This is a genomic window from Roseovarius faecimaris, from assembly GCF_009762325.1.
Lineage (GTDB): Bacteria > Pseudomonadota > Alphaproteobacteria > Rhodobacterales > Rhodobacteraceae > Roseovarius > Roseovarius faecimaris.
Genome location: NZ_CP034348.1, coordinates 1,107,999 through 1,125,685 on the forward strand (window position 1 = coordinate 1,107,999; position 17,687 = coordinate 1,125,685).

Annotated in this window: 21 protein-coding genes; 16 read left to right on the forward strand and 5 right to left on the reverse strand. The window is 61.1% G+C overall.

Going from position 1 to position 17,687, the window contains the following annotated elements; all coding sequences use genetic code 11:
* Positions 1-60 precede the first annotated feature (60 nt).
* Genes EI983_RS05805 through EI983_RS05815 form a run of 3 tightly spaced genes read left to right on the forward strand, consistent with a single transcriptional unit; the run spans position 61 to position 3,040 of the window.
* Complete coding sequence (locus tag EI983_RS05805) at positions 61-1,350, forward strand: lipoprotein-releasing ABC transporter permease subunit (protein WP_157706443.1); 1,290 nt, start codon at positions 61-63, stop codon at positions 1,348-1,350.
* On the forward strand, positions 1,343-2,038 hold the full coding sequence (locus EI983_RS05810) for an ABC transporter ATP-binding protein (protein WP_157706444.1): 696 nt from the start codon (positions 1,343-1,345) through the stop codon (positions 2,036-2,038). Before EI983_RS05805 ends, EI983_RS05810 begins: the two co-directional genes overlap by 8 nt.
* Positions 2,039-2,059: 21 nt before the next feature.
* Entirely contained in the window at positions 2,060-3,040 is a 981-nt protein-coding gene (locus tag EI983_RS05815) for an Ldh family oxidoreductase (protein WP_157706445.1), read from the forward strand.
* Positions 3,041-3,096: 56 nt separating this feature from the next.
* Here the strand turns inward: EI983_RS05815 and EI983_RS05820 are convergent, their stop codons facing one another.
* Positions 3,097-3,651 carry a hypothetical protein gene (locus tag EI983_RS05820; protein WP_157706446.1) on the reverse strand — a complete coding sequence of 185 codons (555 nt, stop codon included), beginning with the start codon at positions 3,649-3,651 and terminating at the stop codon, positions 3,097-3,099.
* On the opposite strand from EI983_RS05820, the gene EI983_RS05825 reads away from it, so the two are divergent.
* From EI983_RS05825 to EI983_RS05845, 5 genes are all read left to right on the forward strand, one after another.
* A complete protein-coding gene (locus EI983_RS05825) occupies positions 3,644-3,820 on the forward strand; it encodes a hypothetical protein (protein WP_157706447.1) in 177 nt (58 codons plus the stop codon). The genes EI983_RS05820 and EI983_RS05825 overlap by 8 nt on opposite strands.
* A 46-nt stretch (positions 3,821-3,866) precedes the next feature.
* Positions 3,867-4,268, forward strand: coding sequence for a c-type cytochrome (locus EI983_RS05830; RefSeq protein ID WP_157706448.1), 402 nt, complete (start codon positions 3,867-3,869; stop codon positions 4,266-4,268).
* A gap of 33 nt (positions 4,269-4,301) precedes the next feature.
* Positions 4,302-4,712 (forward strand): c-type cytochrome, encoded by a 411-nt coding sequence (locus EI983_RS05835; protein WP_157708996.1) that lies wholly within the window; start codon positions 4,302-4,304, stop codon positions 4,710-4,712.
* Positions 4,713-4,718: 6 nt separating this feature from the next.
* Complete coding sequence (locus EI983_RS05840) at positions 4,719-5,198, forward strand: DUF4864 domain-containing protein (RefSeq protein ID WP_246162311.1); 480 nt, start codon at positions 4,719-4,721, stop codon at positions 5,196-5,198.
* Positions 5,199-5,317: 119 nt separating this feature from the next.
* Positions 5,318-7,609, forward strand: a complete 2,292-nt coding sequence (locus EI983_RS05845) for a glycosyl hydrolase family 28-related protein (protein WP_157706449.1) — start codon at positions 5,318-5,320, stop codon at positions 7,607-7,609.
* A 9-nt stretch (positions 7,610-7,618) separates the two neighbouring features.
* On the opposite strand, the gene EI983_RS05850 is transcribed toward EI983_RS05845, so the two are convergent.
* The gene (locus EI983_RS05850) at positions 7,619-8,260 is read right to left on the reverse strand and encodes a hypothetical protein (RefSeq protein ID WP_157706450.1); all 642 of its coding nucleotides are present in this window, start codon (positions 8,258-8,260) and stop codon (positions 7,619-7,621) included.
* A gap of 111 nt (positions 8,261-8,371) precedes the next feature.
* On the opposite strand from EI983_RS05850, the gene EI983_RS05855 reads away from it, so the two are divergent.
* The 5 genes from EI983_RS05855 (at position 8,372) to EI983_RS05875 (ending at position 11,047) form a co-directional block, all read left to right on the forward strand.
* Complete coding sequence (locus EI983_RS05855) at positions 8,372-8,692, forward strand: antibiotic biosynthesis monooxygenase family protein (RefSeq protein WP_157706451.1); 321 nt, start codon at positions 8,372-8,374, stop codon at positions 8,690-8,692.
* A complete protein-coding gene (locus EI983_RS05860) occupies positions 8,692-8,994 on the forward strand; it encodes a DUF5665 domain-containing protein (RefSeq protein ID WP_157706452.1) in 303 nt (100 codons plus the stop codon). The genes EI983_RS05855 and EI983_RS05860 overlap by 1 nt, the downstream gene beginning before the upstream one ends.
* A 49-nt stretch (positions 8,995-9,043) precedes the next feature.
* Positions 9,044-10,012 carry a DMT family transporter gene (locus tag EI983_RS05865; RefSeq protein WP_246162312.1) on the forward strand — a complete coding sequence of 323 codons (969 nt, stop codon included), beginning with the start codon at positions 9,044-9,046 and terminating at the stop codon, positions 10,010-10,012.
* A 129-nt stretch (positions 10,013-10,141) separates the two neighbouring features.
* Positions 10,142-10,663: a hypothetical protein gene (locus tag EI983_RS05870; protein ID WP_157706453.1), complete on the forward strand. Its 522-nt coding sequence runs from the start codon at positions 10,142-10,144 to the stop codon at positions 10,661-10,663.
* A 141-nt stretch (positions 10,664-10,804) separates the two neighbouring features.
* Positions 10,805-11,047 carry a TFIIB-type zinc ribbon-containing protein gene (locus tag EI983_RS05875; RefSeq protein WP_157708999.1) on the forward strand — a complete coding sequence of 81 codons (243 nt, stop codon included), beginning with the start codon at positions 10,805-10,807 and terminating at the stop codon, positions 11,045-11,047.
* 39 nt (positions 11,048-11,086) lie between these two features.
* Here the strand turns inward: EI983_RS05875 and EI983_RS05880 are convergent, their stop codons facing one another.
* From EI983_RS05880 to uvrB, 3 genes are all read right to left on the reverse strand, one after another.
* Positions 11,087-11,515 (reverse strand): hypothetical protein, encoded by a 429-nt coding sequence (locus EI983_RS05880; protein ID WP_157706454.1) that lies wholly within the window; start codon positions 11,513-11,515, stop codon positions 11,087-11,089.
* A 45-nt stretch (positions 11,516-11,560) separates the two neighbouring features.
* The gene (locus EI983_RS05885; RefSeq protein ID WP_157706455.1) at positions 11,561-12,346 is read right to left on the reverse strand and encodes a formate/nitrite transporter family protein; all 786 of its coding nucleotides are present in this window, start codon (positions 12,344-12,346) and stop codon (positions 11,561-11,563) included.
* Positions 12,347-12,418: 72 nt separating this feature from the next.
* Positions 12,419-14,608, reverse strand: a complete 2,190-nt coding sequence (gene uvrB, locus EI983_RS05890) for an excinuclease ABC subunit UvrB (protein WP_157706456.1) — start codon at positions 14,606-14,608, stop codon at positions 12,419-12,421.
* Between the two features lie 185 nt (positions 14,609-14,793).
* Here uvrB and EI983_RS05895 point away from each other — a divergent pair, with 185 nt between their 5' ends.
* The 3 genes from EI983_RS05895 to EI983_RS05905 all read left to right on the forward strand — a co-directional run bounded on the left by EI983_RS05895 (position 14,794) and on the right by EI983_RS05905 (position 17,684).
* On the forward strand, positions 14,794-15,105 hold the full coding sequence (locus tag EI983_RS05895) for an ETC complex I subunit (protein ID WP_157706457.1): 312 nt from the start codon (positions 14,794-14,796) through the stop codon (positions 15,103-15,105).
* 205 nt (positions 15,106-15,310) lie between these two features.
* On the forward strand, positions 15,311-16,243 hold the full coding sequence (gene ppk2 / locus EI983_RS05900; protein ID WP_157706458.1) for a polyphosphate kinase 2: 933 nt from the start codon (positions 15,311-15,313) through the stop codon (positions 16,241-16,243).
* Positions 16,244-16,325: 82 nt separating this feature from the next.
* Positions 16,326-17,684 carry an MATE family efflux transporter gene (locus EI983_RS05905; RefSeq protein ID WP_157706459.1) on the forward strand — a complete coding sequence of 453 codons (1,359 nt, stop codon included), beginning with the start codon at positions 16,326-16,328 and terminating at the stop codon, positions 17,682-17,684.
* Positions 17,685-17,687 lie beyond the last annotated feature (3 nt).

The following is a 17,687-nucleotide window of genomic DNA, read 5'->3' on the forward strand; positions in this document are numbered from 1 at the left end:
TTCGCTTGACGATGAGCATTCGCGCACTCAGGTTGCGCCCAGCAGTCATTTGGAGCCCTGATGCCCGCCTCTCCCGCCCCCTTTGCCCCGTTTGAATGGATGATCGCCTGGCGCTACCTGCGCGCCAAGCGGGCCGAGGGCGGGGTCAGTGTGATGACCTGGATCAGCCTGATTGGCATAACGCTGGCGGTCTTTGCCCTTATCGCCACGCTGGCGGTGCGCTCGGGCTTCCGGGCGGAGTTCGTCGACACGATCCTGGGGTCCAACGCGCATGTCACGGTCTATTCCCTCGGCGAGGTGGATGCCGTGACGGGCCGGATCGACCGGACCCTCAGGAACTATGAAGAGATGGCCGAGGCGGTGCGTGGCGTGGAGGGCGTGACCCGTGTTGCCCCGCTTGTCAAAGGCCAGGTGATGGCCAATGCGCGCGACCGAAACTCGGGCGTGCAAGTCTTCGGTATCACGGCGGACAACCTCAAGACCATTCCGCGCATCGCAGACCCGGAGACGGGGATCGGCAATATTGACGATTTCGATCGCGGGGTCGCCATTGGCTCGGGCGTGGCGCGCGAGCTGGGCGTGGGCGTGGGCGACCGGATCAAGCTGATTTCACCCAATGGCGTGAAAACCGCCTTTGGCACCAGCCCGCGCATCAATGCCTATGACGTGGTCTATGTTTTCACCGCCGGGCGCTATGACATCGACCGCACGCGCATCTATATGCCGTTTGCCGAGGCGCAGAGCTATTTCAACCGCGAAGGTGTCGCCGATGAGCTGGAGGTGATGGTCGCGGCCCCGGAGCAGATCGACGATATGACCCTCGCTCTGATGCGCGCCGCCGGAGAACGCAGCCAGGTCTGGACCTGGCAGGATCAGTCCGGCAGCTTTCTGCGGGCGCTGGAGGTGGAGGATAACGTGATGTTCGTGATCCTTTCGATCCTCGTGCTGATCGCAGCGATGAACATCACCAGCGGGCTGATCATGCTGGTCAAGAACAAGGGGCGGGACATCGGCATCCTGCGCACGATGGGCCTGACCGAGGCGTCGATCCTGCGCGTGTTCTTCATCTGCGGGGCGTTCACCGGCATCATCGGGACGGCGATGGGTGTGATCCTGGGCTGCCTGTTCGCGATCTATATCGACCCGATCTTCAGCCTGGTGAACTACGTGGCCGGGGGACAGGTCTGGGATCCGTCCATTCGCGGTATCTATCATCTGCCGGCGCAGTTGCGGTTTGGCGATGTCATGTCGGCGGTGGTGCTGTCGCTGGGGCTGAGCTTCGTCGTGACCATCTTTCCGGCCCGGCGTGCGGCGCGGATGAACCCGGTGGAGGCGCTGCGCTATGAGTGATGCGATGTTGCGCCTGAGCGGGGTGAAAAAGACCTACAACGCCGGACGGAGCAACGAGGTGTGCGTTTTGCAGGGCGTGGATCTGGAGCTGCGGGCGGGTGAGCTGGTGGCGCTGGTGGCCCCTTCCGGAGCGGGCAAGTCAACCCTGCTGCATATCGCGGGTTTGCTGGATACGCCCGATACGGGGCGGGTCGAGATTGCGGGCACCGATATGACCGGGCTCAGTGACCGCCGACGCACCATCGCGCGGCGTCAGGATGTCGGCTTTGTCTATCAGTTTCATCATTTGTTGCCTGAGTTCACGGCGCTGGAAAACATCGTTTTGCCGCAACTCGCCAATGGCGTGGCCCGCGGCGAGGCCGAGACCCGCGCGCGACAACTCCTGGCGCAAGTGGGCGTGGTGGAACGGGCCAGTCACCGGCCGTCCGCCATGTCAGGCGGCGAGCAGCAGCGCGTCGCCTTTTGCCGGGCGCTGGCCAATCAGCCGCGCCTGCTTCTTGCTGATGAGCCGACAGGCAACCTTGATCCGGGCACGTCGGATCAGGTCTTTGCCGCGCTGATGGAGCTGGTGCGCGGCACCGGGCTTGCGGCGCTGATCGCCACCCATAATCTGCAGCTTGCCGCCCGTATGGACCGGGTTGTGGAGCTGAACCACGGAACCATCGCAGCCAGACCAAAGAGCGACTGACAGAGCGGAAGGAATACCGACATGCCGATGATATCCCTCGCAGAAATCGAAAGCACGACCCGCACCGCGCTGGAGCGGCACGGCGCTGCGCCCTGGATCGCGGCCTCTGTGGCGCGCGCTGTGCGGCAGGCAGAAAGCGTCGGCAACAGGATTTGCGGGCTCTACTATGTCGAGAGCTATTGCCAGCAACTCCGTTCGGGCCGGGTGAAGGGCGATGTGGAACCGGAGGTGAGCCGCCCGCGCGGTGGCACGGTGCTGGTGGATGCCAAATACGGGTTCGCGCAGCCCGCCTTCGAGCGCGGCTTGCCCGAGGCGGAGAAAGCGGCACGCGAGTGCGGGATCGCCAGCCTGGCGATTTGCCACGCGCATACCTGCACGTCTCTGGGATACTTCACCGAGCAGATTGCACAGGCGGGGCTGATTGGCCTTGGTTTTACCAACGCGCCGCCTGTGGTGGCGCCACCGGGCGGCAAGACGCGTATCATCGGCACGAACCCGATCTCGTTTGCCGCACCGGACGGGCAGGGCGGGGTTGCCATGCTGTTCGACCAATCGACCACCACCGTGGCGCTTGGCAAGATCACCATGGCGAAAGCCGCCGGAGAGAGTATTCCCGAAGGCTGGGCCATGGATGCCGAGGGTAATCCGACGACCGACCCGGCCAAGGGCGTGGAAGGGTCCTTGTGTTCCATGGGCGGGTACAAGGGCTGGGGTTTCGGCCTGATGTGCGAGCTGCTCGCGGCGGGTATGACCGGCTCGAAAGTGGGGCTTGATATGCAACCGTTAAAGGCGCCAGAGGGCGCGCCGCACGGCATCGGAGATTATTATCTGCTGATTGACCCGGGTACGACCGGCACGTTCCATGACCGCTTTGCGCGGGTGGCGGGGGCTGTTGCCGCCGACGGCGGCGGGCGCATCCCGGGCCAGAACCGGGCCACAACGGACCCTGTAGATGTGCCCGATGCCGCTTGGGCGCAGGTTCTTGAGCTTGCCCAAAACTAACAGCAAAGGCGTTTCATCGCGACGAAGCTGATGTTAATCGGTTCGAGCGGGTTGGATCAGAAACGCCCTTCGCTGGGGTGCTTGATCCAAGTGTCTAAGCCCTTGATGTATTTCTGCGTTTTCTGAATCTGTTCCTCAGCCTCCGCAGCAGCCCTGGTGTACCCTTTGTCCTTGGCACGTTGCCGTGCCTTCTTGAGGTCATTCAGCTCTTTCTGGACGCGGTTCCTTTCACGGGTGAGACGGGCAACGCGTTTCTTGTCGTCTTTCAGTTTTTGCATCTCGAGGATCAGGCGCTGCGTCCGGCGACGACGGTGCACTGCCATGAGGATCAGGTAATCGCTCATGTTCTGTGAAAACCCGGTGATATGCAGCCGCTTCCCACGAGTAAACTTCCACTCGAGCTGATCGAGTTCTGCGGTGGAGAGGCGCGTGAATTCGTCTTGTGTATATTTTGACTTTGTTGCCGGTGGCTGTTTTGGTCGCGGGCTCAGGCCGCTGTTTCCGCCGCCTCCGCCGTCGCCTCCTGCGGCCGAAGGAGAGCACAGGAACAGCGCCAGACCGGTGAGCAATAGCTGGCGACGGGTGGCGGAAGGGGGGCTCAACATGTTCATAATCCTCTCCGACTTGCGACGAAAAAACTGGGGACATCAAAAGCATCTGAAAAGTATGAAGGAAAGTTTACGCCAAAAGCACGATTTCGTCAAAAACCGGAGACGAGGCAGCGAAGATGGCTGGGTGCTGGCGCCGGGCGGCACCATGATCCAGATCATTGAACTTTGAGCCGTTCCGCAGGATACTTTGGTCAAAACAAATCGGAGGGCGAGCGATGCGACTATGGTCAGGCGTTGGAATTCTGGCGCTGGTGGCCTGTGCCCAGACGGTCAGCGACACATCTCTTGAGCGCGGGCGCGAGATTTTCGCAAGCTATTGCGCAAGTTGCCACGGAAGCTCCGGCACCGGCGATGGGATTTTGGCGACAGATCTGCCGGTGCGGCCGGCGGACCTCACGATGTTGAGCAAGCGCAATGGCGGCGTGTTTCCGACCTCTGACGTGATGGCCAAGATTTACGGCTATCCGGGGCGATACCAGGCTGAAGTGATGCCTGAATTCGGCCCTGTGCTGGAAGGTCCGTCGGTGCGCTGGACGGATGAAGCGGGGTTGCAGGTCGACACCCCTCAGGCGCTTTTGGACCTGGCAACGTATCTGCAATCTCTTCAAGACACGTAAGGACGTGGGGCGCATAGAGAAGGAGTGACGATGATGAAGATCAAATCCGTTACGGTGCTGCTGGCCTGTCTTGCGGGTGCGGCCCATGCCGCGGATGGCGATGCGATGCGCGGTGAAGACACCTTTCAACGCCATTGCGCTGTCTGCCACGGGCTGGAGGCGACAGGGCACGGGCCGATGGTGACGGTTCTGACGATCCCGCCGCCTGATCTCACGCGGCTGAGCGCGCGAAACGACGGCACCTTTCCGATGACACGCGTGGTCACGCGGATCGACGGACGGGATCCTCTGGTGTCGCATGGAAGCCCGATGCCGGTCTATGGCGATTTCTTTGAGGGGCGGGATGTGATGCTGCCTGCAGAGACCGGCCAGCCAATCGCCACGAGCCAGCCGATTGCCGACCTGGTGGCATATCTGCAAGGCTTGCAGCAGACCGGGGATTGATCGGACATGACAGCGCGCTACCCTTATCTTAGCGATGGGGGAGCAACGATGCGACATTTGCTGTATGCCTTTGCGATGATTATCGGGCTGACTGGCGCCGTACGCGCCGATGAAGCCGCTATTCAGGGCGTGATTTCCAGCCAGATAGACGCATTCAAAGCGGATGATTTCGCCACGGCTTTCACCTATGCCAGCCCGACCATTCAAGGTGTGTTTCGCACTCCGGAGCGCTTCGGCCTGATGGTGCGGGAGGGCTATCCGATGGTCTGGCGTCCGGCGGAAATGCGGTTTCTGGACCAGCAGGTGATCGATGGAGAGTTGTGGCAAAATGTGCTGATCCGCGACGCCGAAGGGCAGGAATATCTGCTTGGTTATCAGATGGTCGAAGGTGCGGACGGCTGGAAGATCAACGCTGTACGTGTCGAAAAAGCAGCCGCCGGTATGGCACAGAGCCCGGCACCGCGCGGTGGTCTGAGTTTCGGTTAACCCCTTGTTGATAAATCCCTGAGCCACCGGGCGCGCCCGGCAGGCGAAACATATGACATCCCGCGCGCATGGGCCGGATCCGAACCGGGGCGTGGCGCGGGGTGAGGAAAGGGATTTGCATGAACAAGGCAGTCACCGAAGGCATCCAGTTTAATCCGACCCCGTTCTCGGAGGGGCTCGATGTCTGGTCGAGCGGCGACGGGACGCCCGGCTCCAACACCTATCTGAACGATCCGAATGCGGCTTTCGTGCCTGCGGACCAGGATTTCGGCGGCGCGCTCGAACTGGTCAAGACCGATGCGGTGCAGAAGATCCGTTTCATGGGCGAGACGCCAATCCTGCCGGGCTGCTATCTGCAGATCAAGGCGCGGGTGAAGGCGATCAGCGGGGCCTTGCCTGCCATGCGGGTCGCGGGCTGGGCCGGGCAGGCGGGCGGGGCGCACCTGAACGGGGTGACCGAGATCACCGCCTCCACGGCGCTGACCAGCTATGGCGAGGTGGTTGAAGTGACGGGCATTGTCGGTGTGGGCGTGCGGTCGGGCGTGGATATGCCCTGGGGCACGCAGGCCGTGTTCGGGCATTTTGGCATCGACCTGATCGGCGCCAGCGGCGGGATCGTTCGGATCGACGATATCGAGATCACGGACGCGACCGAGTTTTTCCTGCGCGACATGATGGATTGGGTCGATGTGCGCGATTACGGCGCGATCGGAAATGGCAGTGCCGACGATCATGCGTCCTTCGAGCTGGCGGATGCGGCGGCGGACGGGCGCGAAGTGCTGGTGCCTGCCGGGACGTACCGGCTGAACAACAGCGTGACTTTCCAGAACCGGGTGCGCTTTCAGGGCACGGTGACGATGCCCGACGACAAGATTCTGTCGCTCACCAAGAATTTTGACCTGCCCGCGTATATCGACGCATTCGGCGATGAAGAGCTGGCGTTCAAGAAGGCGTTTCAGGCGCTGTTCAACAATTCGGGGCACGAATCGCTCGATCTTGGCGGGCGGCTGATTGCCGTGCGCGCGCCGATAGACATGCAGGCGGCGGTGAACAACAAAACCACCTTCAAGCAGCGTCGCTATATCCGCAATGGCCAGTTCTCGATTGTGCCGGGGTCGGCCTGGGACACGGAAACATACACCTCTCAGGGGACATACTCGCCCTCCAACAACAAGGTTCTGACCGGGGTCACCAATGTTGCGGCGATTCCGGTTGGCTCTCTGGTTCAGGGTAACGGCGTGGGCCGTGAGATTTATGTGCGGTCCAAGAATGTCTCGGCGCAGACGCTTACGCTGAGCGCGCCGCTTTATGATGCCGCCGGGACGCAAACCTATACCTTCAAGCGCTTCAAATACATCCTGGATTTCAGCGGGTTCGACCAGATCTCCAAGTTCGCCATGTCCAATGTCGATCTGCAATGTTCGGGCGATTGCAGCGCGATCCTGCTTCCGCCGAGTGGCACCGGATTTCAGTTGCGCGATTGCTTCATCACCGCGCCGAAGGATCGGGGTATCTCAAGCCACGGTGAGGGCGATCAGGGGATGATGATCGACCGGTGCCAGTTTCTGTCGAACGAAAGTCCCCTGCTTGTGGACAACCGCGAGTCGATCGGTCTGAACGCCAATGGCAACGATGTGAAAATCCGCAACAACAGGGTCGTGCATTTCAAGCATTTCGCGATTCTGGGCGGCTCCAGCTCGATCATCATGGGCAACCACATCTTTCAGGGCGATAACGGCCCCGTCGGGCCGCGCTCGGCCGGGATTGTTCTGACCAGGACGAACAATCGCGCGACCATCACCGGCAACTACATCTGCGACTGTTCGATTGTCTGGGCCAATGAGCACGACGAGGCTCCGGGTTTTTCAAGCGAGTTCTCCTTCAGCGGGCTCAGCATCACCGGAAATGTCTTTCTGTCGCAAAGCACCGCACCGTGGTTCAATTTCATCTCGGTGAAACCGCATGGCTCCGGGCATTTCATTAACGGGCTGGCGGTGACCGGCAACACGTTCCGCCTGATCGACGGAGCCATCGACCGGATCGAAGGGATCGACACCAGTTTCGCCAGCATGGATTTCAACCGGTTCCAGAACATCACCTTCGAGAACAACACGTTCAGCAATGTGAACGATCAGGTCGCGAACCCGCTGGTGCTGGATCACAATGAGGCCAGCGCGCAATCGGTCTGGAACGTCGTTCTGGCTCCTAAACTGCCGTTCGGGGCCTGGGTGCAAACGGTCGAATCGGTGCAGCCCGCCGGCGCGATCCGTGATGCGAACAATGCCGCCTATTATGGCATTCCGTACTACCAGGCCAAGCAAGGGCCAAACAAGGATCAGGTCAACCTCAACTGGGAAAAACCGGTGCGGGGGACGGTAACGATGCGGGTGCGGATTGACGATCCGGTGTGATGTCGTTTTTCAGAAGTGATGCCACAGGCCCAGCTTGACGGCATAATCCCCTTCTTCCTTGAGTCCGGCCTTCATCCCCAGTTCCAGATGCAGGCCGGGCGACGCTTCGAACACCACCGATGGGGCGAGGTTGATATAGTCGGGATCCATCGGGTGGTCCCCGCTCTGCACTTGCACCAGGAGTTTCAGCGCATCGGTCATGTTCAGGCCGACCGTGACATCGGTGCTGAATTCGACGTTATTGTTTTCGATTTCATAGATGGCGAGGCTCTCTATGGAGAGCCAGCCCGACCGCTCGGCAAGGTTGAAACCCCGCCCGAAGCTGAGGCCGGGGCGCAACACGGCGTTGTCCTCGGTGACACCGATCCCCAGTTCAAAGGCCGTTTTCCAATCCGCAGCAGCGTCTGAAAGCGAGACGCGGCCAAACGCCACGGCCTTGTAAAGCGTATCATCGCTGAACCCCAGATCGACCCCTGCGGTGATCCGCCCGGTGAGCCCGTATTCGGCGAAGGCGGCGGTGAAGAAGCTTTCATCTTCGGGCGCATATTCGATGCTGAAACTGAAAAACCCATGGCCTCTTTCCCGAGGCCAGGCACCGGCCAGAGCCTGCCCGGTCATCAGTATCAGTAGCAACAAGGCCCGGATCGCCATCCATTCTCTCCTGCAAGCAGCATCGTTAAACAAAGTAAACGGGGGGTTAACGACGCTTGGGATTTGACCCGGGCGATCAGGCTGATACGCTGGAGCGGAAGGGAGACAGACATGCCCATAATCGCCAAATCCGCAAGCTATCAAACCGTCATCACCACCTTCGAGATGACACCCGGAACCTGCCAGGATCTGCTTGATGCTCTGACTGACGCCTATGAGAGTTTCATTTCGAAACAACCGGGCTTCATCGCCGCTGGTCTGCATGTGAATGACGCCCAGACGCGTATCGCCAACTATTCCCAGTGGGAGCGCCGCGAGGATTTTCAGGCGATGCTGAGGACCGAAGAGATGCGTCAACGCAATCGCCAGATCAACGAGATGTGCAAGACATTCGAGCCGGTGATGTACGACGTTGCCGCCACATTCGACTGATGTCCAAGGCGGATGACAGGCGCGAGGCCGAACTTTCGGTCACGGCAGAACTGAAAGCGGTGCGCAAAGAGCTCGAGCAGCTCAATTCGCACCGTTTCATCCGCATGCACAATTCATTCTTTCGTCTGATTGGTTTCAACCTCGCCCGTGGGCTGGCCTTTGGCCTGGGTACGGTGCTTGGCGCGTCGGCCCTGATTTCCTTCATCGCCTGGTCCGTAAGCCAGATCGAGTTCATCCCGATCATCGGTGAATGGGCGACGGAAATTCTCAAGCAGATCGAACAGATACAGGAAAGCCGGTAACCGCATGAAACGGGTCGCCGGGCAGGGCGTCCTGATGCGATGAGGGCGTATGACACCCACCGCGCCCCGCATCACCCCTGTCGCTGCTCTCATGTTGTTCGCCCTTGCGTTTGTCTGGGGCGGCTCTTTCTTTTTTGCCGAGGTGGCGCTTACCGAGCTGCCGCCCCTGACCGTCACGCTGCACCGTGTTGCCTGGGCGGTGCCCGTTCTGTTCATTGTGGTGTGGCGCATGGGGCTCTCGTTGCCGCGCAGCCCTTGGGTCTGGGGGGCGTATCTTGTCATGGGCGGGCTCAACAACGCCTTGCCGTTTTCGCTGATCTTCTGGGCGCAGACCGAGATCGAGAGCGGGCTTGCCTCCATTCTCAACGGAACCTCGGCGGTGTTCGGCGCTGTGGTGGCCGGGGTATTGCTGAAGGACGAACCCCTCAGCCCGCGCAAGCTCCTTGGCGCGTGTTTCGGCCTTGTGGGGGTGGTGTTCATCCTGGGCTTTGATGTGTTGCGCGGGCTCGACCTGCGGAACCTGGCGCAAATTGCGGTTCTTGGCGGGGCGTTGTCCTATGCGTTTGCGAGCGTCTGGGCCAAGCTGTGTCTGGCGGGCCAAGCGCCGCAAATGAACGCGTTGGGCATGTTGATGGGCAGCACGGTGATCATGGCGCCGCTGGCGATCTGGCTGGATGGTTGGCCGACGTTCCATCTGTCTCTTCCCGTCTGGGGGGCGATTGCGGGGGTCGCGTGCCTGTCTACCGCGCTGGCCTATCTGCTTTACTTCGCCATTCTGGTCAGAGCCGGTGCCGCCAATCTGATGCTGGTCACGCTGCTGATCCCGCCCTTTGCCATCGGCCTCGGCGCGGTGTTTCTTGACGAAAAACTCTCAGGATCGGCCTATCTGGGCTTTGGTTTGATCGGGCTTGGACTGATTGTCACCGATGGCAGGCTTTGGGCCTGGCTGACCCGGAAACGGAAAAATCGCGCTTCGCCGCGACGGGGAAAAGCGGGGAATTCCGCGCATATGTGCTAAAAATCCAAGGAATTCTTTGGTTTTGACGCCTATTCCGTGTATCTTCCCCTATCGGTGAGAAAGTTTTGCGACAGAATTGAACCACTCGCCCGTATCAGATGCAGATCGTCGATCTCAAGGAGGCAGACAGTGTTTAAACGTTTTATCACCCCGCTCGTGGCTGGCGCAGTGGCCCTGACCCTTTATGCCGCGCCCGTGCAGGCCGGTCCCGGCGAGGACCGTCAGCAGGGGCTGGACACCTATCAGACCTGGCAGCACGATAGCGTGACATCGCGCAAGGCCTGGAAGCGCAATGGCGAACTTCGCAAATCGAAGCGGCGCGGAGAGCGTGGCCAGTTCCGTAAGGGCAAAAAGCGCGACAGATGGCAACAGGCCCAGGTGAACCGCAAGGCACGGCGCGCCAATGGCGGGGCTGTCCGCTCTGCCGATGTCGGGGGTCATCCCGGCTCCTTCACCCAGATTTTGAGCGGGTATGACCTGCCGGATTATGTCGGTGGGTACAACCAGCCGCCGGACAACGGCTCGGGCGGGCTGACCCGGATCCTGAACGAATACGATCTGCCCGACTATATCGGCGGGTATAACCAGCCGCTGAACAATGGCGGGGCCTCGATCCGTGACTACATCGGCGATGTGAACGTCTATCAATAAACGACGATCAGCAAGAGTGCCGAGAGCACGCATACGCGGGCAGACATAGGGTCTGCCCGTTTTGTTACGACCGCCAAACCTTTAAATCGAGCAGGAATGACCTAAATCTGAGTGATACGCTCAGATAAGGAGACCACCTCGATGCAATGCCCGATTGATGGAACCCAACTTGTCATGACTGATCGCGCCGGGGTCGAGATTGACTATTGTCCACAATGCCGCGGCGTATGGCTCGATCGGGGGGAGCTGGACAAGATCATCGAAAGATCCGCGCCGCAACAGGTCGCTGCGCAACCTGCCCGGCAGCATGATGACGGCTATGGCGGCAAACCCTACAAAAAGAAGAAACGCGGCGGGTTCCTTGAGGATATCTTTGATTTCTGATCGTGCGGCGGGGTGAGCCTCGACTCGGCAAAAGATCTGTCATGACGCCAGCGGCGCGCCCTCGCAGGCCCGGAATGCGGCGACCGGCTCGGCCGCGCCCTCCAGTGGGAAACTGACCTGCGCATCACCGGCCATCGCAAGGGCCGTGTGATTGAACTCCAGCCCGTCCAGCACATTGCCAAACCCTGTGTCGATCACGGTCAGGGCCGTGCCGCCCTCGTGCAGCTTGTGCCTGTCCGTGCCGATCCCGATCGCGCGGGGGCCGTCAAAGCGCATCGCGAAGACGGGCGCGTCGGGCCAGGGTAGGGCGCGGGTGATCGTGATCGTATAGAGCGGTTGGATGGGATCATAGGTCAGCTCGATCTGCGCCTCTGGCGTCTCGTGGCTGAGCCGACAGGGCAGGCCGGGTGTGAACTCCCAGGCCTGGGCGGGCAAAGCAAGACTGAACAGCAGACCAATGACGCGCATGACCGCAAGATAGCGCCTTCATGCGCCCCTGCCAGCCCCCGCGGCTCAGTCGCGCGGTGGATAGGCAAAATGATAGGCCAGCGCCACGCCGCCCGCGCCGCCAAGAATATTGCCCAGCGTGACCCAGATGAGGTTTGCAACCATTGCGCCGATGGGGGCTGTGCTGCCAGCCAGAACACCTTGGGGAAAGAGGTACATATTGGCGACCGAGTGTTCGAGACCAAGAAGGACAAACGCGGAGATCGGCCAGAGAATGGCAAGTATCTTGCCCGCCGCCGTGCGTGCTCCGAAGGTGAGCCACACCGCGAGACAGACCAGACCATTGCAGAGCGCGCCGCGCATGAACGCCTGCAAGGGTGATAGGGCCGTCTTGCCCTCTGCGATGTTCATGGCTGTCTGGCCCATCGGGCCGTCGAGAAGACCCGTCAGCGCGAAGGCAACGGCAAGCCCAAGCGCACCCAACGCATTGCCGACATAGACAAGGCCCCAGTTGCGCAGAAGGGCGGCAAGGGTGATGCGCCTGTCGACCGCGGCCATCGTCATCAGAGCATTGCCGGTAAAAAGCTCTGCACCACCGATGATCACGAGGATCAGACCCAGGGAAAAGACGACACCGCCCAGAAAGCGCGCGGGGCCGAAACTGCTGTCCAGGCCCGTCATCACCATGGTGTAGGCCGCACCGCCAAAGCCGATGAATGCCCCCGCAAGAATGGCCAGTGTCAGCATCTGACGCGCGGGTAGCGCGGCCTTGGCCACGCCCGCGATTTCGACGCGCTCCGCGATCTCGGCAGGTTTGTAGGCGTCAAGCCCGGTGGGATTGGCAGGTGTCATGACAGGCACAATGCCCGGTTCGCGGTCAAGACGATTTGATCGGGATCAAATCAGAGGGAGCGGTCTTCGTACTTATCTCTTGCGCCGCTTCACATTCCCGCCACGCTGCCCCGGACGGCCGGCCGTAGAGCGGCCTTTCGTGGCCTCGCTTGCCGCCTCCACCACAGATTGCCGGGCCAGCGGATCGTCAGCCACGGCCAGGTCCACCGCTTCCAGCCGTTTGATCTCGTCGCGCAGGCGGGCGGCTTCCTCAAATTCCAGGTTTTCGGCGGCCTTGCGCATATCCGTGCGCAGCCCGTCGAGATGCGCCTGAAGATTTGCACCGACCAGAGGTTTGTCGACCTTCGCCGTGACACGCGCCATATCCACGTCGCCCTTGTAAAGCCCGGCCAGGATGTCCTCGACGTTTTTCTTTACCGTTTCGGGGGTTATGCCGTGTTCTTCATTATAGGCGATCTGTTTGGCGCGACGGCGGTTGGTCTCGTTCAGGGCACGTTCCATCGAGCCGGTCACCTTGTCGGCATACATGATCACGCGGCCCTCGGCGTTGCGCGCGGCGCGTCCGATGGTCTGAATGAGAGAGGTCTCAGAGCGCAGGAACCCTTCTTTGTCGGCGTCCAGAATGGCCACCAGCCCGCATTCGGGGATGTCGAGCCCCTCGCGCAGCAGGTTGATCCCGATCAGCACGTCGAACGCCCCGAGGCGCAGATCGCGCAGGATCTCGATCCGTTCGAGCGTGTCGATGTCGGAATGCATGTAGCGCACGCGGATGCCCTGCTCATGCAGGTATTCGGTGAGGTCCTCGGCCATGCGCTTGGTCAGCGTGGTGACAAGGGTGCGATAGCCATCCGCCGCCACGCGCCGCACCTCGTCCAGCAGGTCGTCCACCTGCATCTCGACAGGACGGATTTCCACTTCGGGGTCCAGAAGGCCGGTGGGGCGGATCACCTGCTCGGTAAAGACCCCGCCCGATTGCTCCAGCTCCCAGGCGGCGGGGGTCGCGGAAACGAAAACGGATTGCGGGCGCATCGCATCCCACTCCTCGAACTTGAGCGGGCGGTTGTCCATGCAGGAAGGCAGGCGGAAGCCATGTTCGGCCAGGGTGAACTTGCGCCGGTAGTCGCCTTTATACATCCCGCCGATCTGTGGGACCGAGACGTGGCTTTCGTCGGCAAAGACGATGGCATTATCCGGGATGAACTCGAACAGCGTGGGGGGCGGCTCTCCGGGTGCGCGCCCGGTGAGATAACGGGAATAGTTCTCGATCCCGTTACAAATCCCTGTGGCTTCAAGCATTTCCAGGTCGAAGTTCGTGCGTTGCTCCAACCGCTGCGCTTCCAGCAGGCGGCCCTCGTCAACCAACTGGTCCAGGCGGATGCGCAGCTCTTTCTTGATGCCCTGAATCGCCTGCTGCATCGTGGGTTTGGGCGTCACATAGTGCGAATTGGCATAGACGCGGATCTGCTCCATCGTGTCGGTTTTTTCCCCGGTCAGGGGGTCAAATTCTGTAATCGATTCAAGTTCTTCACCGAAGAAGCTCAACTTCCAGGCGCGATCTTCAAGGTGGGCGGGCCAAATCTCCAGGCTGTCGCCGCGCACACGGAACGCGCCGCGCGCAAAACCCTGATCGTTGCGGCGGTAGGCTTGCGCCACCAGATCGGCCATGATCTTGCGCTGGTCATATTCGCCGCCGACTTTCAAATCCTGCGTCATTGCCCCGTAGGTCTCGACCGACCCTATGCCGTAGATACACGAAACCGAGGCCACGATGATCACATCATCGCGTTCCAGCAGCGCCCGCGTGGCCGAGTGGCGCATGCGGTCGATCTGTTCGTTGATCTGGGATTCCTTCTCGATATAGGTATCCGAGCGGGGCACATAGGCCTCGGGCTGGTAGTAATCGTAGTAGCTGACAAAGTATTCCACAGCGTTATGGGGAAAAAACCCTTTAAATTCCCCGTAGAGTTGTGCTGCAAGTGTTTTGTTGGGGGCGAGAATGATCGCCGGGCGTTGCGTTTCCTCGATCACCTTGGCCATCGTATAGGTTTTGCCGGTGCCGGTGGCCCCGAGCAGAACCTGGTCGCGCTCGCCGCTCAGCACGCCCTCGCTCAGCTCGGCAATCGCGGTGGGCTGATCGCCTGCGGGCGAAAACTCCGAGACCATCTCGAACCGCTTGCCGCCTTCGAGCTTGGGGCGTTCTCTGACATCGGGCGCCGGGTTCGACAGCAGCGCCTCGGTCTTGTCGGAATGGGCATAGGGCATTGGGGGTGTCCTCTGGTTGCCCCCAAAGTTGATGTCTTTGCCGGGTACTTCAAGCCCCTATCCCGGGATCATGACGGAAACTGGCAGGAGCAAGCGGCGCATTCGGGTCCAAGTGTCGCGATTTGATGGCTTGCCGGGGACGCGGGATTTTGGGATAACGGGCACGCTAAAGATGGAGAGCGCCCATGCCCGCACGGATTTACAAACCGGCCCGTAACGCCATGCAGTCTGGCACGGCCAAGACCAGGCATTGGGTGCTTGAATATGTCTCGGAAACCGCGCGCGCGGTGGACCCGCTGATGGGCTGGACTTCCAACGACGACACGCAGACCCAGGTGCGCCTGCGCTTCGACAGCAAGGAGGCGGCGCTGGATTATGCCCAAGCGCATGGCATCGACGCCGTGGTGCAGGAGCCGAAGCCGCGCAAGCCCAACATCCGCCCGGGCGGGTATGGCGATAACTTCGCGACCAACCGGCGCGGTGCCTGGACCCACTGACGCACATCGGCGGCCCGCTGCGTGTTGATCCGGATCAAAGCGGCTGCACCCCAAAAATGTTAGTCTTGCATAAAGCGTTTTGACGCCAGACTGGTGCAACGTTGCAGATCGTGTACTGCCGTCCCGCGAAGGGTGGTGTGTGCGCGAACGGCTGCGGCGCAGGCTTGGTGCAGGACGCGTTTTTGTCATTTTTGGGAGAGTGCATATGACATCCACAAGCAAGACTGCCACGAAACCCGCCGCGCAGCCTGACCCCATCACCGACGTCGGCCTGCCGGAGATGCCGGAAACTCCGAGTGTCATCGAAGCCTTCGAAACCGGCGAATATCCCTATCAGGTCAAGATGGGGCGTCGGGAATATGAGGAACAGAAGGCACAGCTTCAGGCCGAGCTTCTGAAAGTGCAGCTCTGGGCGCAGGAGACGGGGGAGAAGTTCGTCTTGCTTTTTGAAGGGCGTGACGCCGCCGGCAAAGGGGGCACGATCAAGCGCTTCACCGAACATATGAACCCGCGCACCGCCCGCGTCGTGGCGCTCAACAAACCCACGGATGAAGAGCGGGGTCAGTGGTTTTTCCAACGATATATCAATCATTTGCCCACGTCTGGTGAAATGGTGCTCTATGACCGCTCCTGGTATAACCGTGCCGGTGTGGAACGGGTGATGGGCTTTTGCGAGCCGACGCAATACCTGGAATTCATGCGCCAGACGCCTGATTTTGAAAGGATGCTGACCCGCTCGGGCATCCGGCTGTATAAATATTGGTTCTCGGTGACGCAGGACGAACAGCGCCGCCGCTTCGCCAGCCGTGAAACGGACCCGCTGAAGCAGTGGAAGCTGAGCCCGATCGACAAGGCGAGCCTTGATAAATGGGATGACTACACCGAGGCGAAAGAGGCGATGTTTTTCTATACGGACACGGCGGATGCGCCCTGGACGGTGATCAAGTCAAATGACAAGAAACGTGCCCGGATCAACTGCATGCGTCATTTCCTGGCCTCGCTCGACTATCCCGGCAAGGACGAAGAGATTGTTGGCCAGCCCGATCCGCTGATCGTCGCCGCCGCGCATCATGTGATCCACAACAGCCAGCATATTCTGGGCGCGGCCCTGCATCCGGATCAACGCAAGGCCCGCTGAAAGGCCGGAACGGCGCGTGGCAGGCCCGGGACGCTATCAACCCGAGCTTGTCTAAACACGGCCCCCGGCGTAGGGCTGGGGGATGCACTCTCTGACCCATCATATGCGTGCGCATCTGCGCCTTGGTCTGCCGCTGATCGGCAGCCATATCGCGCAGCTGTCGATCACGCTGACCGATGCGATGATGCTGGGCTGGTACGACGTGGAGACGCTGGGCGCGCAGGTGCTGGCCTCCGAGGTCTTTTTCGTCCTCTTCATCTTCGGCTCGGGTTTCGCACTGGCGGTGATGCCCATGGTCGCCTCGGCGGAGGCCGCGGGCGACGGTGCGCAGGTGCGACGGGTCACGCGCATGGGGGCCTGGGCCTCGGTGCTTTTCGGGCTGGCGATCCTGCCGGTGTTCCTGTCGGGGCGGGCGATGTTCCTGGCGCTGGGACAAGAGCCGCTGATCGCCGATCTGGGTGGGGCTTATCTGGCCATTGCGGGGTTCGGGATCATCCCGGCGTTGCTGGTTATGGTGCTCAAATCGTTCCTGTCTGCCCTGGAGCGCACGCAGATCGTGCTGTGGGTCACGGTCGGGGCGGTCGGGCTGAACATGGTGCTGAACTATGCGCTGATCTTCGGCAACTGGGGAATGCCCGAGCTGGGGATCCGGGGTGCGGCGATTGCGTCAGTCGCGGTCAACACCGCGTCCTTCCTGGCCCTGGCGCTCTATGCTGCGCGCAAGACACCGGAACATGCCCTGTTTCAGCGGGTCTGGCGGCCGGATTGGGAGGCGTTCGGGCAGGTGTTTCGCCTTGGCGCGCCCATTGGGGTAACCATGCTGGCCGAATCCGCGCTGTTCATGGCGTCCTCGATCATGATGGGCTGGATCAGCGCGCTGGCGCTGGCGGCCCACGGGATCGCTCTGATGATCGCGTCGGTGACCTTCATGCTTTATCTCGGGCTTGCCAATGCCGCGACGGTGCGTGCCGGTCAGGCCTGGGGGCTGCGCGACATTGCCAATCTCCGGCAAGGGGCCAAGGCGGTGACCTTGCTTGTGGGCGGAATTGCGGTGGTGACCGTGACAATCTTCCTGACCATGCCCGAGCCCCTGATCATTCTCTTCATGGACCCCGATGAACCCAATCGCGAGGCGGTGCTGGCGATGGGTGTCGTTCTGATGGCCGGAGCGGCGCTGTTTCAGTTCATGGATGCGGCACAAGCGCTGGCGCTCGGGTTGCTGCGCGGGGTGCATGACACAAAGGTGCCGATGTGGATCGCCGCGTTCAGCTATTGGTGCGTGGGAGTAACAGCCAGCTATGTGCTGGGATTCACTCTTGATCTGGGCGGGATCGGCATCTGGCTGGGTCTTGCCATCGGGCTTGCCTTTGCTGCGGTGCTGCTGATGGGGCGGTTCTGGATCTGGACCGCGCGTTCAGACCGGATGGCGGCTGTGGGGTGAACC

What these genes read in the sequence shown, in the direction of transcription:
- EI983_RS05820 (WP_157706446.1), bottom strand. Translation starts at nt 3,651, where the DNA reads ATGAACATGTTGAGCCCCCCTTCCGCCACCCGTCGCCAGCTATTGCTC.
- EI983_RS05880 (WP_157706454.1), bottom strand. Translation starts at nt 11,515, where the DNA reads ATGCGCGTCATTGGTCTGCTGTTCAGTCTTGCTTTGCCCGCCCAGGCC.
- EI983_RS05835 (WP_157708996.1), top strand. Translation starts at nt 4,302, where the DNA reads ATGAAGATCAAATCCGTTACGGTGCTGCTGGCCTGTCTTGCGGGTGCG.
- EI983_RS05805 (WP_157706443.1), top strand. Translation starts at nt 61, where the DNA reads ATGCCCGCCTCTCCCGCCCCCTTTGCCCCGTTTGAATGGATGATCGCC.
- EI983_RS05855 (WP_157706451.1), top strand. Translation starts at nt 8,372, where the DNA reads ATGCCCATAATCGCCAAATCCGCAAGCTATCAAACCGTCATCACCACC.
- EI983_RS05810 (WP_157706444.1), top strand. Translation starts at nt 1,343, where the DNA reads ATGAGTGATGCGATGTTGCGCCTGAGCGGGGTGAAAAAGACCTACAAC.
- EI983_RS05825 (WP_157706447.1), top strand. Translation starts at nt 3,644, where the DNA reads ATGTTCATAATCCTCTCCGACTTGCGACGAAAAAACTGGGGACATCAA.
- EI983_RS05885 (WP_157706455.1), bottom strand. Translation starts at nt 12,346, where the DNA reads ATGACACCTGCCAATCCCACCGGGCTTGACGCCTACAAACCTGCCGAG.
- EI983_RS05905 (WP_157706459.1), top strand. Translation starts at nt 16,326, where the DNA reads ATGCACTCTCTGACCCATCATATGCGTGCGCATCTGCGCCTTGGTCTG.
- EI983_RS05875 (WP_157708999.1), top strand. Translation starts at nt 10,805, where the DNA reads ATGCAATGCCCGATTGATGGAACCCAACTTGTCATGACTGATCGCGCC.
- EI983_RS05850 (WP_157706450.1), bottom strand. Translation starts at nt 8,260, where the DNA reads ATGGCGATCCGGGCCTTGTTGCTACTGATACTGATGACCGGGCAGGCT.
- EI983_RS05830 (WP_157706448.1), top strand. Translation starts at nt 3,867, where the DNA reads ATGCGACTATGGTCAGGCGTTGGAATTCTGGCGCTGGTGGCCTGTGCC.
- uvrB (WP_157706456.1), bottom strand. Translation starts at nt 14,608, where the DNA reads ATGCCCTATGCCCATTCCGACAAGACCGAGGCGCTGCTGTCGAACCCG.
- ppk2 (WP_157706458.1), top strand. Translation starts at nt 15,311, where the DNA reads ATGACATCCACAAGCAAGACTGCCACGAAACCCGCCGCGCAGCCTGAC.
- EI983_RS05865 (WP_246162312.1), top strand. Translation starts at nt 9,044, where the DNA reads ATGACACCCACCGCGCCCCGCATCACCCCTGTCGCTGCTCTCATGTTG.
- EI983_RS05840 (WP_246162311.1), top strand. Translation starts at nt 4,719, where the DNA reads ATGACAGCGCGCTACCCTTATCTTAGCGATGGGGGAGCAACGATGCGA.
- EI983_RS05895 (WP_157706457.1), top strand. Translation starts at nt 14,794, where the DNA reads ATGCCCGCACGGATTTACAAACCGGCCCGTAACGCCATGCAGTCTGGC.
- EI983_RS05860 (WP_157706452.1), top strand. Translation starts at nt 8,692, where the DNA reads ATGTCCAAGGCGGATGACAGGCGCGAGGCCGAACTTTCGGTCACGGCA.
- EI983_RS05815 (WP_157706445.1), top strand. Translation starts at nt 2,060, where the DNA reads ATGCCGATGATATCCCTCGCAGAAATCGAAAGCACGACCCGCACCGCG.
- EI983_RS05845 (WP_157706449.1), top strand. Translation starts at nt 5,318, where the DNA reads ATGAACAAGGCAGTCACCGAAGGCATCCAGTTTAATCCGACCCCGTTC.